16 protein-coding genes are annotated in these 15534 nt (G+C 43.9%); 6 read left to right on the forward strand and 10 right to left on the reverse strand.

Annotation, left to right across the window (positions count from 1 at the left end; translation table 11 throughout):
- Window positions 1–106 precede the first annotated feature (106 nt).
- From JEY82_RS12440 to JEY82_RS12450, 3 genes are all read right to left on the reverse strand, one after another.
- The gene (locus JEY82_RS12440; RefSeq protein ID WP_304085887.1) at window positions 107–1072 is read right to left on the reverse strand and encodes a nickel/cobalt transporter; all 966 of its coding nucleotides are present in this window, start codon (window positions 1070–1072) and stop codon (window positions 107–109) included.
- Window positions 1069–1629: a DUF1007 family protein gene (locus JEY82_RS12445; RefSeq protein WP_304085888.1), complete on the reverse strand. Its 561-nt coding sequence runs from the start codon at window positions 1627–1629 to the stop codon at window positions 1069–1071. Before JEY82_RS12445 ends, JEY82_RS12440 begins: the two co-directional genes overlap by 4 nt.
- A gap of 199 nt (window positions 1630–1828) precedes the next feature.
- Window positions 1829–2410: a TetR/AcrR family transcriptional regulator gene (locus tag JEY82_RS12450; RefSeq protein ID WP_304085890.1), complete on the reverse strand. Its 582-nt coding sequence runs from the start codon at window positions 2408–2410 to the stop codon at window positions 1829–1831.
- A 273-nt stretch (window positions 2411–2683) separates the two neighbouring features.
- Here JEY82_RS12450 and JEY82_RS12455 point away from each other — a divergent pair, with 273 nt between their 5' ends.
- On the forward strand, window positions 2684–2983 hold the full coding sequence (locus JEY82_RS12455) for a hypothetical protein (RefSeq protein WP_092157725.1): 300 nt from the start codon (window positions 2684–2686) through the stop codon (window positions 2981–2983).
- 39 nt (window positions 2984–3022) lie between these two features.
- On the opposite strand, the gene JEY82_RS12460 is transcribed toward JEY82_RS12455, so the two are convergent.
- Window positions 3023–3643, reverse strand: coding sequence for a TetR/AcrR family transcriptional regulator (locus JEY82_RS12460; RefSeq protein ID WP_304085893.1), 621 nt, complete (start codon window positions 3641–3643; stop codon window positions 3023–3025).
- A 233-nt stretch (window positions 3644–3876) separates the two neighbouring features.
- Between JEY82_RS12460 and buk the strand changes: the two genes are divergently transcribed.
- The 5 genes from buk (at window position 3877) to epsC (ending at window position 9243) form a co-directional block, all read left to right on the forward strand.
- Window positions 3877–4989 carry a butyrate kinase gene (gene buk / locus JEY82_RS12465; RefSeq protein WP_304085895.1) on the forward strand — a complete coding sequence of 371 codons (1113 nt, stop codon included), beginning with the start codon at window positions 3877–3879 and terminating at the stop codon, window positions 4987–4989.
- Window positions 4990–5222: 233 nt separating this feature from the next.
- On the forward strand, window positions 5223–6059 hold the full coding sequence (gene nifU, locus JEY82_RS12470; RefSeq protein WP_304085897.1) for a Fe-S cluster assembly protein NifU: 837 nt from the start codon (window positions 5223–5225) through the stop codon (window positions 6057–6059).
- A 1-nt stretch (window position 6060) separates the two neighbouring features.
- Window positions 6061–7248, forward strand: a complete 1188-nt coding sequence (gene nifS, locus JEY82_RS12475; protein ID WP_304085899.1) for a cysteine desulfurase NifS — start codon at window positions 6061–6063, stop codon at window positions 7246–7248.
- 164 nt (window positions 7249–7412) lie between these two features.
- Window positions 7413–8336, forward strand: coding sequence for a cysteine synthase A (gene cysK / locus JEY82_RS12480; RefSeq protein ID WP_304085901.1), 924 nt, complete (start codon window positions 7413–7415; stop codon window positions 8334–8336).
- 10 nt (window positions 8337–8346) lie between these two features.
- Window positions 8347–9243, forward strand: a complete 897-nt coding sequence (gene epsC / locus JEY82_RS12485) for a serine O-acetyltransferase EpsC (protein ID WP_304085903.1) — start codon at window positions 8347–8349, stop codon at window positions 9241–9243.
- 106 nt (window positions 9244–9349) lie between these two features.
- Here epsC and JEY82_RS12490 read toward each other — a convergent pair whose 3' ends face one another.
- The 6 genes from JEY82_RS12490 to JEY82_RS12515 form a co-directional block, all read right to left on the reverse strand.
- The gene (locus JEY82_RS12490; protein WP_304085905.1) at window positions 9350–9550 is read right to left on the reverse strand and encodes a hypothetical protein; all 201 of its coding nucleotides are present in this window, start codon (window positions 9548–9550) and stop codon (window positions 9350–9352) included.
- Window positions 9551–9612: 62 nt separating this feature from the next.
- A complete protein-coding gene (locus JEY82_RS12495) occupies window positions 9613–10947 on the reverse strand; it encodes a MerR family transcriptional regulator (protein WP_304085907.1) in 1335 nt (444 codons plus the stop codon).
- 117 nt (window positions 10948–11064) lie between these two features.
- Window positions 11065–11472, reverse strand: a complete 408-nt coding sequence (locus JEY82_RS12500) for a hypothetical protein (protein WP_304085909.1) — start codon at window positions 11470–11472, stop codon at window positions 11065–11067.
- 71 nt (window positions 11473–11543) lie between these two features.
- On the reverse strand, window positions 11544–13190 hold the full coding sequence (locus JEY82_RS12505; protein ID WP_304085913.1) for an AMP-binding protein: 1647 nt from the start codon (window positions 13188–13190) through the stop codon (window positions 11544–11546).
- Between the two features lie 18 nt (window positions 13191–13208).
- Window positions 13209–13766, reverse strand: a complete 558-nt coding sequence (locus JEY82_RS12510; RefSeq protein WP_304085915.1) for a helix-turn-helix domain-containing protein — start codon at window positions 13764–13766, stop codon at window positions 13209–13211.
- 105 nt (window positions 13767–13871) lie between these two features.
- Window positions 13872–15518: an AMP-binding protein gene (locus tag JEY82_RS12515; RefSeq protein ID WP_304085917.1), complete on the reverse strand. Its 1647-nt coding sequence runs from the start codon at window positions 15516–15518 to the stop codon at window positions 13872–13874.
- Window positions 15519–15534 lie beyond the last annotated feature (16 nt).

Consider the following 15534-nt stretch of genomic DNA (forward strand, 5'->3'; position numbering starts at 1 on the left):
AGATTTTTATCTTGAATTTAAAGGAATCAAATTATTTTGTATCATTAATGGAGTAGGCTGTCATGAAAAGAGTGGGAATCTTGCGGACGAATTTGGCGTATTTGTTTTAGAGGTGAGAACTCAGCATGAGGGCTCCAAAGGAAATAATTATCAGTGAGCCGGAAAGGGATATAGCTGTGTAGAATATTTGAGCCTTTTTACCTCTTGCGGCACGGTCCATAACGGATCTTGCTTTAGCGGCGGTAAGTGCAAAAATTGAGGTAGTCAAAGCCATTCCTGTTGCAAGGAAAAGCATGGCAGTCAATCCGACCCACAAAATTCCGGAGGATAGAGTATAAACAAGAATAATTGCAGCTCCGGGACACGGAACAAGTCCTGTTACAAACGCAACAGTAGTGATTTCTTTTAGTGAAGCGCACTTGGTCGGTTCGGAGCGGTTTTCCTGATTTCTTTTGAAGAAGGATCCGATTACTCCAAACAACATCCATAGTCCGATGAGTAAAACCAGCGCAAAGCTTGCTGTCTGTAAGTGATAGTTGAAATTTTCAAAACCGGACATTCCGCTACTGAGAAGTAAATATGCAAGGCAGACAGCCACAGTCGCAGATCCCACATGTACGAGGGTGATTACCCAGGACATGAACACTGCTGTGTATATTGTCCCGCGGCGTGAAAGGAAATAAGCGCAGACCACAGATTTACCATGTCCGGGGCCGACTGCATGGACAACTCCGTATGCAAAGGAAAAAAGTAGAAAAAACCAAAAGGATTTCCCAAAGGAATTTCTTTTAATGTCACGGGAAAAGAAAGTCAGTTTGGCTCGTATGTCCTTTTGCAAAAGGATTACTTTTGTCATGGCAGAGTCGTAAAAACTTTTGGAGCGATCTTTTTTGATCTTGATGGAATCGGAGGTTTTTTTTGCTTCTTCTGCCTTTGAACTTGTCGACTGAACAGAGTCTTTTTTTTGAGTGAGAAAAGGGTTGGTCGCAGCAATCGCCGCAGGGGTAAACGCAGTTGTGGCAGTGACGAGTATCAGAGGCAGTAAGAGAAAGAAAATTATTTTATATTTCATTTGGGGCCAAAGGTAAGAAAGGCTGCTTCAGGTGCCATTTGAGTTATCGGAGATGTAAGTTCTTCGACAATATCAAAGTCCAGTTGAGCGTCCAGTGTCTCCGGGAGGTTTTTGATTTTATTTTTCGGATCAATTTGAAACGCAGTATAAAGGGTTTCATCGCGATTAGTTGCTACGATGGTATGTTTTTTATCATTTTCTTTAACGTTGCAGGGAATAAAAAAATTATAAACAAGGGTGTGTCCTTCAATCGAGGGAATAAACTCGGTTGCCTCTGTAATCGTATATGGCTGTCCGTCAACTAGGATTGTTGTGAAGTAATTGAAGTTTTTGAGATTAACAAAAGCACCTTCTTTAAGGGCTTTTGCCTCTTCTTTGGAAAGTTTATTATTGTGGTCGGCGTCGAATTCTCCAAGGATCATGGACGCAAACATTTCATCGAACCACCATTTTTGTCTGACTCCTTTTAATCCAAGTGAATCGAATTCAAAGGTTAAAGAGCTGTCCACAAAAACATGCGGGTGCGCAATTGCCTGATTCGGGACGAATAAGGTCAATAGTAAGGTCGTAATTACAAAAAACAGCGGGAGTGAATAACTGATTTTTTGTAACAGGTGCGCGATGATATTTTTCATACGGGAACAATGGAAGAGGACATTGATTGTGTCAAGTTTAAGAAGGCTGCTCTAAATAGAAAAGGTCTCTAGCACATATGTACAGAGACCTTTCTTTCCGGCTGTCTTTTTTATAAAACGATTAGCGTGATCTGATACTTCTGGTAACAAATTCAGTTGTTTCTTCGTACAAGTTAGGCAGATCGTAAGGAGACAGGAATCTGGTTCTGACCGTGCCGACAATGTTGGAATAAATGATAGTGGTGGTATCGTCGATGGATAGTTCCCTAATGGAGCCGTCTTCGATTCCCCGGTTTACACATTCGCGGATAATATTTAGAAGCTGCTGGAATTTAAGAGCTATTCTGGTCCGGTCCATGTCTATTTGCACATCACTGAAAGGGGAGCAACGAAGCAGGATAGGAAAAGTATTGCGATGTTTCAAAGTGTAGTACAGGTAACTTTTCATGAAGGCTGCAACCCCGTCAATTCCTGAGGTTGTCTCACTGATTTCTGCATTCAAATATTCCATGAGGTCTTCTACCATGGCAATACCGGCGGTAAGAAATAGTTCTTCTTTTGATCCGAAGTAATGCGAGACAAGGCCGAATGCCACGCCAGCCCGCTCAGAAATCATTTTAACGGTAGTTCCTGCATATCCGTAACGCCCAAAGGTTTCCTGAGCAGCGTAAAGGATAGCATCTTTTTTGTTTTTACCTTTCATAGACTCTCTCTGGCAAAGTTGAGGTTGAAGGTCTTTTCAACGATTCGATGTGTTTAATAGTATTCTTTCGTTTTCCGGTCAAATTATCTGTTTAATATCTTGATACAAAATAAGCATGTATACGATTAGGTTTGCTTAATGAGATTGAACTGTTGTAGCTTTTTTAACTGATAAAGAAAGAGTTGCCTGTTATCTTTTGAAATTAAATGTTAATTGAATCCGGTTTTTTGTTATACTGGATCTGTTTGTTCTTAAAAATAAGGAGGAATTGCTATGTCTGGGTTCAATGTAAGTGATATACCGATTTTGTTGTTGATTATAGGGGCCACAATTATTCCGATATGGTTAGGTCTCAGGTTAAGAAAAATCAAACCGCGAATTCTTTGGATAGGCATGCTGCTTTGTTTGTTGTTCGGTCCATTGGGGCAGGTTTATGTTAAGGGCTGTATCCCGTGGATACTTATTCTTCTGGGAGTGTTGATTGGAGTGCAGCAGTTGCTTCCTCCAAATTTCGCAATGATTATTATGCTGCTTTCTTCCCCGCTTGTTATGTTTTATCGGCTAAGCAGGTAGAATAATGGCTGGTAAAATCTTTTTTACCAATTGAAATTTTTACGGGAAAAGTAACCCCTTGAGCATGCAATGCATCGCATGCTCAAGTCTTTCCCAGCCTATTTCGTCCTGAAGGCTTACTCCGCCGTATGTCTTGGTATTAAGCGAGCGAATGGCAAGATACGAAATTCCGCCCCCGAGCAGGGCGACGGCTGCCGCGAGATCAACTTCATCAGGTACGTCCGGTCCTAAATGCTCAAAGAACTCCAATGCAGTTCTAACCCTTACATCTTCAAGCTCTTCTGATAAGGCAGAGCGTTCAAGCATTTCCCAAGCCAGTATTCTTAGGGTTTCAGGTCTTTCTTCAAGTTCTTTGCGAAGTGAAAGAAAAAAGGCTCCGACCTGCTTTTCCGGGCATATGTCAGGGAATTCATCAGGGGTATTCGCTAAAAGTTCTTCTGTGCTGGGCCAATAAAAACTTGATTCGGCAAGGTCGCTTAAAATATTTTCAATCCCTTTATAGTAATGGAAAATAACTTTTCTCGAAATGCCTGATCTCAATGCGATTTCATCGGCAGTGAGTTTGTTGAATCCTGTTTGCGCCAGACATTTGTATGTTGCATGAAGAATTTTTTTGCGTGTAGCTGTAAGTGTATTGATAGGAACAAGTTTAAAGGGCATTTGAGTCCGCCTGCAGAGTTTTAATAATGACCTGAAAGAAATGGTTTTTTTTTAAACGTATTATTTGTTTGACCTTAGTCAATGATGTTTCATTATAAGTTTATGTAAGTTAGCACGCAGAGCAGAAAAAGCCATCAGCGTTATTGCAGCCAAAAAAAATAAACTTTAAACTTTTTGTTTTTTCTCGCATAGTAACGATATCAAAATTTGAATTATTCTTACGGGGAAAAGTAATGACGCAAAAAATTCTTGTTATAAATCCAGGTTCAACCTCTACAAAGGTTGCTATTTTTTGTGACAATGAAGTTTGTTTTGATGCTGAAGTGCGGCATCCTCGAGATATTATTGATAAGTATGCAACAGTAATGGACCAGAAAAGTTTCCGCACTGAGCAGGTTTTATCTCTTATTGATGAGTCACTAAAAGAAGGACAGCTTGATATCGTCGTCGGTAGAGGCGGTTTGCTTAGAGCTATTCCTGGTGGGCCTTATTTAATAAATGATGAAATGATTGCTGATCTTGAAAGTGCAAAATACGGTGCTCACCCTTGCAATCTCGGTGCAATGATTGCCCGCGATTTGGCAGCAAAATGGGGCGTGCCTGCTATGATAATGGACCCGGTTGTTACAGACGAGATGGACCCGGTAGCTAAAATTACGGGTTTTCCGGAAATTACCCGCAGAAGTGTTTTCCATGCCCTCAGTCAAAGAGGTGTGGCCCGGACTGTTGCCGCCAAGCTCGGCATTGAATATGAAAAAGGGAAATTTATTGTGGCCCATTTAGGGGGCGGAGTTTCTATCGGAGCTCATAGAAACGGACGCGTTGTCGATGTGGTAAATGCTCTAGACGGAGAAGGTCCTTTCAGCCCCGAGAGATCTGGCAGTTTGCCTGTTTTGACCGTGCTTGAACTTCTTGCTTCAGGAAAATTTTCTTATGATGAATTGCGTAAAAAGGTTACTTCCGGTTCGGGACTTCTCGGGTTGCTGGGAACCAATGATCTGCGTGAAGTAGAAGCCCGTATTATTGCGGGAGATGAAGAAGCAAGGCTTGTTTTTGATGCACTGGCTTATAATCTTTCAAAATACATAAGCTCATTTGTTCCGGTTTTGATGAAAGAGGACTCGGCTAAAAAACCTGTGACTGCGATAATTCTTACAGGTGGAGGAGCCAAAAGTCTTCGGCTTGTTAATGCTGTTGAAGATATGGTCGGTTCTATTGCTAATGTGCATGTTATAACCGGATTGGAAGAGATGGAAGTTATGGGTCGCGGAGGGTTGGCTGTTCTTCGCAATGAACTTGTTCCTGCTGAATATTTCGCCGCCGTTTCTTCGGAAAAAACAAAGTAAGGATATTATTCTTGCGTACAGAAAAGTTTGAGAGTAGTATAAATCATACCAAAATGGTGGGAAATAAGAGTATGCAGTTTAACTCTGCTAAAATTGAAGCAAAGATTAAGATGTTTTTTTGTCTTCACAATAGCTGAGAAGTGCGTATATTTTAAGTATAACAAAGCCGTCCGGCCTGTTCTGGAATGTGGCTTAAAAATATTCATCCCTGCAATCGGGACGTGGAGAATATCATGTGGGAATATACTGATAAGCTTAAAGAACATTTTTTGAATCCGAAGAATAGCGGTACCATTGATGATGCGGATGCTGTCGGTGAAGTAGGAAGTCTTTCCTGCGGAGACGCATTACGTCTTTTCCTTAAGATAGATGACGAAGGCCGTATTGAAGATGCGAAGTTTCAGACATTCGGCTGTGCCAGTGCCATTGCCTCAAGCTCGGTGCTGACTGAGATGGTAAAGGGAATGACTGTCGAGGAAGCTGAGAAGGTCACCAATAAGGATATTGCTGAGGCCCTCGGCGGACTGCCTAAGGAAAAGATGCACTGTTCTGTTATGGGACAGGAAGCTCTCGAGGATGCAATCAGACGTTACAGAGGGCTGGATGCTGTTCCGGCGCCGGAAGGAGAAATAGTCTGTAAGTGTTTCGGTGTGACTGACGTGCAGATCAAGCATGCGGTTGTTGAAAATAAGCTCACCACCGTGGAAGAAGTTACCAACTTCACCAAGGCCGGCGGGGGCTGCGAAGACTGTCACGGCAGGATTAAGGAACTTATAGATGAAATCCGCTTTGGTGTAACAGAATTAAAGCCCGTCATTGAAAAGCCGGCTAAGCTCACTAACATCAAGCGTTTTCAGCTTGTTACACAGACAATTGACGAAGAAATCCGTCCGGCCCTTCATAAGGATGGCGGAGATATAGAACTTATTGATATTGAAGGGACGGTAGTAATTGTTTCTTTACGTGGTGCCTGTGTTGGCTGCCCCTCCAGTGGTGTGACTCTTAAGGATTTTGTTGAGCGCAGACTGAAGGAAACCGTGGAAGACGCTATAACTGTCCGGGAGGCTTAAGATGCGACCAGTATATCTCGATAACAATGCCACAACAATGGTCGCTCCTGAAGTCAGGGAAGCAATTCTTCCTTTGCTTGAGGATGAATACGGAAATCCGTCCAGCATGCACGGTCTCGGCGGCAGATCTGGAAAGTTGTTGTCTGAGGCGCGGGAAAAGATCGCTGCCGGGTTGGGTTGCAGTCCGTCGGAGATTATATTCACCTCTTGCGGAACAGAGGGTGATAATACTGCGATTCATTCTGCGATTGAGTCGCAACCTGACAAGAAGCATATTATCACTACCCGTGTAGAGCATCCGGCTGTCTTGAATGTTGCCAAGCATCTTGAGCGCAAAGGGTATGATATAACTTTGCTCGGTGTTGATTCTGAGGGCCGTATGGACCTTGATCAGCTTCGCGATTCGATCAGACCTGATACTGCTCTTGTTTCTGTTATGTATGCTAATAATGAGTCCGGCGTTATTTCTCCCATTGAAGAAATGGTTGAGATTACAAAGGAACGCGGCGTTCTTTTTCATACCGATGCTGTTCAGGCAGTAGGCAAGATTCCTCTTGATTTGAAGAAGTTAGCGGTTGATTATCTGGTTTTGTCAGGACATAAGATTCACGCTCCGAAGGGAGTAGGTGTTCTCTTTTTGCGTCGCAATACTCCGTTCAGACCCTTTATGCTGGGTGGACATCAGGAGCTTGGGCGCAGGGGCGGCACTGAGAATATTCCGGGTATCGTAGGACTTGGTGTGGCTATGGATCTTGCCGTTAATCATATTGAAGAAGAGAATACCAGAGTTCGGGCAATGCGCGACAGGCTTGAAAAGGGCCTTATGGCAACTATTCCTGATGCCATGGTGAACGGTTTTGAAGCCTCAAGACTGCCTAATACTTTGAGTATTGCGTTTAAGTATATTGAAGGAGAAGCAATGCTCCTCCTGCTCGACCAATTCGGTATCTGTGCCAGTTCCGGTTCAGCTTGTACTTCGGGAAGCCTCGAGCCATCGCACGTTCTACGCGCAATGGGCGTTCCGTTTACTTACGCTCACGGATCACTCAGATTCTCCTTGTCGGTGTACAATACTGATGAAGATATTGATCTGGTACTTAAGGAGCTTCCTCCGATTATCAGCAGATTGCGTGAGTTTTCACCGTTCAGACGCGGTGATGAAGGGCTGGACTGGGTAGAAGATCATTAAAATGGATGTTCAAAAAAGTTTATTTGCGCGGACGGGAAACATTTTGAGCAAGTTTCTCGTCCGTGTTTTTTGGAGCAGGAGTTGACTCGGCAAAATAAGTTGCTACCTATATATGTCAGACGGAACAGTCTGCTATATAAGCACTAAAATTAAACGAGGGACAAATGAACATACATGAATCAATGATTTCTCTAGTAGGCGATACTCCACTGGTTAAACTTAACAGTACGGCAGAAGGCTGCGTTGCCACAGTTGCTGCCAAGCTTGAGTTCTTTAATCCGTGTTCGTCCATTAAAGACCGGATCGGTGTTTCTATGATTGAAGAGGCCGAGAAACGCGGTGACCTTAAAAGGGGGGCTGTCGTTGTTGAGCCTACCAGCGGAAATACCGGGGTCGGTCTTGCCTTTGTCTGCGCCGTAAAAGGGTATAAGCTTATTTTGACTATGCCGGAAAGTATGAGCCAGGAACGCAAAGACCTGCTTAAAGGTTTCGGAGCGGAACTTGTTTTAACTTCGGCCCCTAAAGGCATGACCGGAGCTATCAATAAAGCCCGCGAAATTGCCGAAGAAAATCCCGGTTCATTTTTGCCCATGCAGTTTGCTAATCCCGACAATCCCAAAGCACACCGTACCGGAACCGCAGAAGAAATATGGCGGGATACTGATGGTAAGATAGATATTTTTGTGTGCGGAGTCGGTACTGGCGGAACGATTACTGGAGTCGGTTCAATTCTTAAAAAATATAATCCTGCTATAAGGATCGTAGCTGTTGAGCCTTCTAAATCTCCAGTTCTTTCTGGCGGCGCTCCTGCTCCTCACGGAATTCAGGGTATCGGGGCCGGGTTTGTGCCTGAAGTGCTCCAGACAGATGTTATTGACGAGATATTCAAAGTTGACGATGCTGATGCTCTGGGTATGGGACGTAGGCTTATGCAGGAAGAAGGCATTTTATGTGGCATTTCCGCCGGGGCAGCGGCTCATGCGGCTGTTGAAATCGCAAAACGTGAAGAAAACAAAGATAAGCTGGTCGTTTTCATCGTTCCCGATACTGGAGAACGTTATTTAAGTACCGCACTTTTTCAGGATTAAGGTCAATAAAATGGTAACTAAGCTCGGTGCTCCAATGTTGTCGGATGTAGTGGATGCTCTTTGTGAGGAAGAATCTTATCAGGCTGTTTATCATATGCCTGAACATGATCGCCCGATGCCTTCGCTTGAAGCTTTGGGTGAACTCGTGGAACGCCTTCGGGCGGTGATTTTTCCCGGCTATTTCGGAGATTCAGAAATACGCCCTGAAACTATGCGCTATCACGTCGGCGGTAGTCTTGATATTGCATACAGGCTGCTCGTGGAGCAGATTTCACGCGGGCACTGTTTCTTTTGTAGCACAGACGACCGTACCTGCATTGATTGCGAGGTCGAGGCCAAGCGTGTTGCCGGTGAATTTATGTCGAAGCTTCCGCAGATCCGCAAACTTTTGGCAACTGACGTGCAGGCTGCTTACGTTGGTGATCCTGCCTCCAAAAGCCCGGGCGAAACTATTTTCTGTTATCCAAGTATTACGGCTCTGACTCATCACCGCATTGCTCACGAGCTTTATAAGCTTAAGGTGGATTTGATTCCCCGTATTATCGGTGAAATGGCTCATTCTAAGACCGGCATTGATATCCATCCAGGTGCACAGATCGGGGAACATTTTTTCATTGATCATGGAACGGGTACTGTTATCGGGGAAACCTGTATTATCGGGCGTAATGTTCGTCTCTATCAGGGTGTAACCCTTGGAGCAAAAAGCTTTCCGCAGGATGATTCCGGCACACTCATTAAGGGCATTGCCCGTCATCCCATAGTCGAAGACGACGTGATTGTTTATTCAGGCGCAACTATTCTGGGCCGGGTTACTATCGGTCAAGGTTCAGTTGTCGGCGGTAATGTTTGGATTACGAGATCTGTTGAAGCCGGTGAAAGATTGCTTCAAAATAAATGTTCTTTGTGATTGCAGCTAACTGACTTGAATTTATTATTTCAAAGTATTGAAAGGCGGAAAGTTAAAACTTTCCGCCTTTCTTTTTTATAATCCGCGAGCATTATTCAAGATAAAGTTATGATTTGGACCACTCTCGAATTTGTTTAATTTCATTTTCCGGAACATGTAAGTGTTCTAAAAATTGCTGATGAACAGCGGGATGAAGTTTTTCAAATGCAATGTGCCAGCGGTGCATGTCCTCGTCACCGAATCCGGCTTCTCGGAATATTTCGGTCCACTGTTCTTTAGTAAAATTTTCAGAATTATTGATACTCATGTCATTATCCTCTTGATTAAATATAAGATCAGGTTTGTTGGAATGATCAGCGTTTGCGTTTGTTATTTCTTTCGTGCCAAATAAAAAGCGTAACCCTGCGAGTCCGGGTATTTGCGCATCATATCCATTTCTTTATTAAGATTTTCAGAAAGTATATTCACCTCTGAAATCTCTTTATGTTCTTCGACAAATTCAGGAAGGTTCTTAGCCATTTCTGCATAATATTCGTCCCACCAGTCAGTTGCAGGCTGAATGAAATGTGCTATCATTTCGTAACCATGTTTTTCAAAAAGTTTGATATTTTGCTCAATGGTTTTCATTTCAGGATAGCTTTCCGTCCAAAATTTAAAGGCTTCTTCCGGTCTGTTCTCGCTTGTCCAGACCAGTTCTGATACTGCCAGAAATCCATCAGGTTTTAAAAAATCTCTCATTTTAGACAGTCCGTTTTCAAATCCCATGATAAAGAGAGATCCTTCGGACCAGATTATGTCAAAGCTTTCGGGAGCGAATCCAAGATCGTTCATATCCCCGATAGTGGTTGTTATTCTATCTTCACACCCAGTTTCACGCGCTTTGTTTTTGAGTTTTTCGAGCACAGCTTCGCGGTTGTCTAAAGCAGTAATGTGCCCTGTTGTGTTTTTACAAAGGTCAATAGTATGAGTGCCTGTTCCGCACCCGATATCCAGAATGTTTATATCTTTTTTCAGCGGCCCGAGGAGCGAAAGGGCTTTTAAGGTTGATTCGGTGCTGCCTGGCCCAAGCTTTGGCATTTGGTCAAAGAATTTAAAAAATAAGTTCATATATCTCTCACTTGCGTCTTTAATCTTGATAATAAGTTGTGGTCCAACTGACCATTTACGGATAAGCGCAATTTCATCTTTAGGTATCTGGAGATATTCCAGAAATTGCTGATGCTTATCCGGGTGTGATTTTTCAAAAGCCTTATGCCATTCGTGCATATCGTCTTCACTGAATCCAGAGCTTCGAAGTAATTCTGTCCAAAGTTCTTTGCTTAGTTGTCCTGAGATATTCACGTTAGGAGTGTTTTTCAAAATACCTGAAATGAACTGCCGTTGCTCGTGCAGGGAGCCGATTTCGTCGTTTAAATCTTTAAGTCTGCTCTCAAGAATTGACGAAATTTCATTACCCGGAGCATCAAGAATTTTTTTGATGTCTTTTAACGGAATTCCGGCTTTTCGATAATGACAGATTTGAGAAAGCCGTTCCTCCTCGTCATTTGAATAAGTCCGGTAATCACCTTTCAAATGTGAAGAAGGGGAAAGCAGTTCAATTGAGTCATAGTAAAGAAGAGTGCTGCGGGACAGCCCGAATTTTTTGGCTAGTCTTCCTATTGTCCGGTTTTTCGAATTCGTTTCAGTTATATTTTTTGTTTTCATGCAGAGCCTCATTCGTGTTTATCAGCTGATGTTGAAAACCATGTTGCACTGTAAAGCTATAGACAGGTCAAGTGGGAAAGATAAAAAAAGCCTCGACCTAAGTCGAGGCTGATCAAGTTACTTTATGTCGTTCATTATTTCAGGAGGCGTTTCTTCAAGGTCTTTTAATTCCGGGTGACGTTTATAAAAATCTTTCAGAGGCTCTAAGGGGATTTTGCATTTTGAACAAAAATCGTCTTCTGGAATGTAGTCAGCTATAAAGACTTCACCGCATTGAGGACATATTTTGTCTTCGTACGTCTCTATTTTCTTGATTTTTTTAGGTTTTGTATAAAAAAGACTATAATATAAAAAAGCTCCGCCTACAGCCGTAAGGCCTAAGCGGAGAGGCATGCTGAAAGTGTAGCCCCACAAATGTGGTAAAGGTAGATCACTTGAATAGGGTTTGCTCCAAGTTATCAATAAAATTGCAGCAAGCGTGGTGGGTAGCTTTTGTATGAAAACTAAAATTTTGTCTGTGTTCATATTTTTTAATACAACAAAAAACCCCTCCAAAGCAAATGCAATGGAGGGGTTTAAGTTGTTCTTGAACGTCTTTATTTATACTTTTCTTCGTCTTTAGCTCTGATTTCAGCCCGTTTAATTTTGCCGCTGATAGTCTTGGGCAGTTCGTCCACGTATTCGATAACTCTGGGATACTTGTAAGGAGCGGTGACCTTTTTTACATGGTTCTGTAGTTCTTTGGTGAGTTCCGCAGATCCTACAAAACCATCGGCGAGAACAATTGTCGCCTTAACTGCCTGACCACGTACAGGATCTGGAACACCTGTTACTGCTGATTCAATGACGGCAGCGTGGGTAAGGAGTGCGCTTTCTACTTCAAAAGGCCCGATGCGGTAACCTGAACTTTTAATGAGATCATCAGTTCTGCCGAGGAACCAGTAATAACCGTCTTCATCCATCCAAGCCTTGTCGCCGGTCTGATAGTAACCGTCTACCATCACGCTTGCGGTTTTTTCAGGCTCGTCCAGATATCCGTTGAACAGTCCAACCGGTTTAGCAGGATCAATTCTTACGCAGATCTGACCTTCTTCACCGGCAGCACATTTGTTACCTTCCACATCAATCAGAGCGATGTCCCAGCCGGGGCAGGGCTTGCCTATAGAACCAGGTTTCGGAGTCATGTGGGGGAATGTTGCAATCTGTAGTGTAGACTCAGTCTGACCGTATCCTTCGTAAAGAGGCTTACCTGTTGCTTCTTGCCACGCTTCAAAGACAGAAGCGTTGAGAAGTTCTCCTGCGGTGGTGCAGTGAGTCAGGGCTGAAAGGTCATATTTAGTGAGATCTTCACGAATCATGAATCTGTATACTGTGGGAGGTGCGCAAAAAGATGTTACTTTGTGGTCGGCAATAATCTGCAACAGCTCCGCAGGGTTAAACTTACCCCGGAAATCCCATGTGAAGACAGTCGCGCCGGCCATCCACTGTCCGTAGAATTTGCCCCAGACAGCTTTTCCCCAGCCTGTGTCGGCAAGGGTCAGATGAATGTTGCCGGGTTCTAGGTCGTGCCAGTATGCGCCTGTTGTGTAATGTCCAAGGGGATAGGTGTGAGTATGTTCCACCATTTTAGGCTGCCCGGTGGTTCCTGATGAAAAGAAAATAAGCAGAGCGTCGTCACCGCCTGCGCTGTTTGCGGGACGTGGAAAGGAGTCTGAATTTTCAGCGCAGAGACCGTCTATGTCCAGCCAGCCTTCCGCAAGTTTGCCTTTGCCTGCCTGAATGAGAACCTTTAAGGAGGGGCAGCTTGCGTTTGCTTCTTCAACTCTGTCTGCAACAGAATCTTCCGCAATAATACATTTGATCTTTGCAAAATTAACACGGAATTCAATGTCCTTAACTGTCAGCAGATTGGGCGAAGGAACGGGAACTGCACCTACTTTGTGACAGGCAAGCATTGAAACCCACCAGTCTATGCGGCGATACAGAATAACCATGACTCTGTCGCCTTTGCCTATTCCTGCTTTTGTAAGACCGTTGGCGAGTCTTGAAGATGCTTTGGAGAAGAATTCGAAATCTTTTTCAGTGCGGACACCATCAGGGTCAATGTGAATCATTGCCAAACGGGTAGGGTCTTCCGCTGCGGTTTTATCAACAAAATCAAAAGCGAAGTTGAAATTATCGGGAACTTCTATTTTGTATTTCTCACAGAACTCCGGATAGGAGCTGAATTTTTCTTTTTGCATGTTATGCTCCTGATCGGGTTATAAAATTACATCCAGCATGCGGGCTGGTTCTCCGTCTAAACCGCGCAAAGCATGAGGAGTATTTGAATCGAAATATAGAGAATCACCGGCTTCAAGTTCAAGTATGTTGTCGTCCAGTCTCAGTTCGAGTCTGCCTTCAAGCACATAAATGAATTCCTGTCCGCGATGAGTGGTAAAATTCATGTCAGCAGGTTTTTTAGCAGGAACATTAATCATGAAAGGTTCCATGCGTCTGCCGACAAAGGTTGAAGCAAGGTTCTTGTAGTCATAGTCCTTACGCCTGTCGACGTTGAAGCCTTTGCCCTTGCGGACCAGAGCATAGTTTTTGAGATGGGCTTCATTACCGGAAACCAGAACCGTAAGTCCTACTCCGCATACGTGTGCTACATCCATGAGGTAGCTTACAGGGATTTCAACTTCACCTGACTCATATTTTTCAGCCAGAGCTGTTTCTACCCCGACTTTTTCAGCCAGTTCCGCCACGGTCATGTCCACGGCATCTCTAATGCCTCTGAGTCGCGGAGCAATTTCTTTGTATGCCTGATCATTACTCATACAGTCTCCCTGATATGGGTGAATCCGATTAAAAGAACCGGGGGTTTTGCCGGATTTAAGCAAAATTCCCCGTAATATTTATATAAAAATATTCCTTTGCAGCCGTTAAGCGTCGGGGAACATCTCTTCGGCAAGCTCTCTTAGCTTGTATTTTTGTATTTTTCCGCTTGCTGTCATGGGGTAAGCTTCAATAAATGTAATGAATTTAGGAATTTTATATCTTGAAATCTTGCCTCTGCAATAATCTACAACATCTTCAGGAGTCATATCGACTCCGTCTTTAAGAATGATGAATGCTCCGACCTGTTCCCCGAATTTCTTGCTTGGGACTCCGGCAACCTGAATATCGAGTATTCCATCCATTGTGTAGAGGAATTCTTCAATTTCACGGGGGTAGATATTTTCACCGCCGCGGATGATCATATCTTTGAGTCGTCCGGTAACAGCAAGATAACCCTGCTCATCCATAACTCCGAGGTCGCCTGAATGCAGCCAGCCGTCAACATCGATGTTTGCAGCAGTGGCTTCGGGGTTCTTATAGTACCCTTTCATCACATTATAGCCGCGACAGCATATTTCACCTGTATCACCGACAGCGCATTGATTACCTGTTTCGGGGTTGAATAGAGCTACCTCTATTTCAGGCATTGCGCGGCCCACTGATGCTGTTCTGCGGTCAATGTCATCGTCCATGCGGGTCTGCGTCATAACCGGAGAGGCTTCGGTCAATCCGTAACATATGGTGATATCGTTCATGTTCATTTTGTCCATGACTTTCTTCATCACTTCAACAGGGCAGGGAGAACCGGCCATAATTCCGGTACGCAGAGATGAGTAATCAAATTTATTGAAAAGCTTGTGATCAAGGATGGCAATAAACATGGTAGGCACCCCGTAAAGGGCAGTGCATTTTTCCTGATCAACAGAAGCCATGACTAACAGTGGGTCAAACCCTTCGAGAATGACGAGAGTTGTGCCGTGATTGACAGCGGCAAGAACTCCGAGCACACAGCCGAAACAGTGGAACAGTGGAACCGGCAGACAAAGCCTGTCGTTCGAAGTAAACCCTTGATTTTCTCCGATCCAGTAGCCGTTGTTGCCTATATTGTAGTGCGTAAGCTGTACGCCCTTGGGGAAGCCTGTGGTCCCGGAGGTGTATTGCATGTTGATAACATCATGCGGGTCGAGAGTAGCTTGTCTTTCTTCGTATTCTTCGTCTGAAGTCACAACAGCGAGGTTGATAACTTCGGGCATTGAGTACATACCGCGATGTTTTTCCTGTCCAAGAAAGAATACTCTTTTGAGGTCTGGAAATTTTTCGCTCTGAAGGTAGCCTCTTTCATGAGTGCGCAATTCAGGAATAAGATCATAAGTTGTATGGATGTAGTCTATGTCTCTGAATCCATCGATTATGACGAGGTTTTCGCACTCGGACTGCTTGAGCAGGTATTCCAGTTCAGTCGTACGATAGAAAGTATTAACGGTAAGCAGAATGGCACCAATTTTGGCTGTGGCAAACTGCAGAGCCACCCAGTAAGGAACGTTGGTTGCCCAGATAGCAACTTTCTCACCTTTTTTGATGCCTAGAGCCATGAGCCCCATAGCAAGCTCGTCTACCAGTTCGCCGAATTCGCTGTAAGTGAGTCTGAAATCGCGATCAACGTAAACAACTGCTTCATTATCCGGCCATTTTTCAACCGCTTCATCAAGTAATGCCCCGAGAGTGATTTCCCTGAGGTGTGATTTTTCCATGTGATTCTCCACCTTA

This window comes from Maridesulfovibrio ferrireducens, assembly GCF_016342405.1.
In the GTDB taxonomy this organism is placed as follows: domain Bacteria; phylum Desulfobacterota; class Desulfovibrionia; order Desulfovibrionales; family Desulfovibrionaceae; genus Maridesulfovibrio; species Maridesulfovibrio ferrireducens_A.

Bases quoted from the DNA above. Each gene is read 5' to 3' on its own strand.
- JEY82_RS12440 (WP_304085887.1), bottom strand. From the start codon at position 1,072: ATGAAATATAAAATAATTTTCTTTCTCTTACTGCCTCTGATACTCGTC.
- JEY82_RS12450 (WP_304085890.1), bottom strand. From the start codon at position 2,410: ATGAAAGGTAAAAACAAAAAAGATGCTATCCTTTACGCTGCTCAGGAA.
- JEY82_RS12455 (WP_092157725.1), top strand. From the start codon at position 2,684: ATGTCTGGGTTCAATGTAAGTGATATACCGATTTTGTTGTTGATTATA.
- JEY82_RS12460 (WP_304085893.1), bottom strand. From the start codon at position 3,643: ATGCCCTTTAAACTTGTTCCTATCAATACACTTACAGCTACACGCAAA.
- buk (WP_304085895.1), top strand. From the start codon at position 3,877: ATGACGCAAAAAATTCTTGTTATAAATCCAGGTTCAACCTCTACAAAG.
- nifU (WP_304085897.1), top strand. From the start codon at position 5,223: ATGTGGGAATATACTGATAAGCTTAAAGAACATTTTTTGAATCCGAAG.
- nifS (WP_304085899.1), top strand. From the start codon at position 6,061: ATGCGACCAGTATATCTCGATAACAATGCCACAACAATGGTCGCTCCT.
- cysK (WP_304085901.1), top strand. From the start codon at position 7,413: ATGAACATACATGAATCAATGATTTCTCTAGTAGGCGATACTCCACTG.
- epsC (WP_304085903.1), top strand. From the start codon at position 8,347: ATGGTAACTAAGCTCGGTGCTCCAATGTTGTCGGATGTAGTGGATGCT.
- JEY82_RS12490 (WP_304085905.1), bottom strand. From the start codon at position 9,550: ATGAGTATCAATAATTCTGAAAATTTTACTAAAGAACAGTGGACCGAA.
- JEY82_RS12495 (WP_304085907.1), bottom strand. From the start codon at position 10,947: ATGAAAACAAAAAATATAACTGAAACGAATTCGAAAAACCGGACAATA.
- JEY82_RS12500 (WP_304085909.1), bottom strand. From the start codon at position 11,472: ATGAACACAGACAAAATTTTAGTTTTCATACAAAAGCTACCCACCACG.
- JEY82_RS12505 (WP_304085913.1), bottom strand. From the start codon at position 13,190: ATGCAAAAAGAAAAATTCAGCTCCTATCCGGAGTTCTGTGAGAAATAC.
- JEY82_RS12510 (WP_304085915.1), bottom strand. From the start codon at position 13,766: ATGAGTAATGATCAGGCATACAAAGAAATTGCTCCGCGACTCAGAGGC.
- JEY82_RS12515 (WP_304085917.1), bottom strand. From the start codon at position 15,518: ATGGAAAAATCACACCTCAGGGAAATCACTCTCGGGGCATTACTTGAT.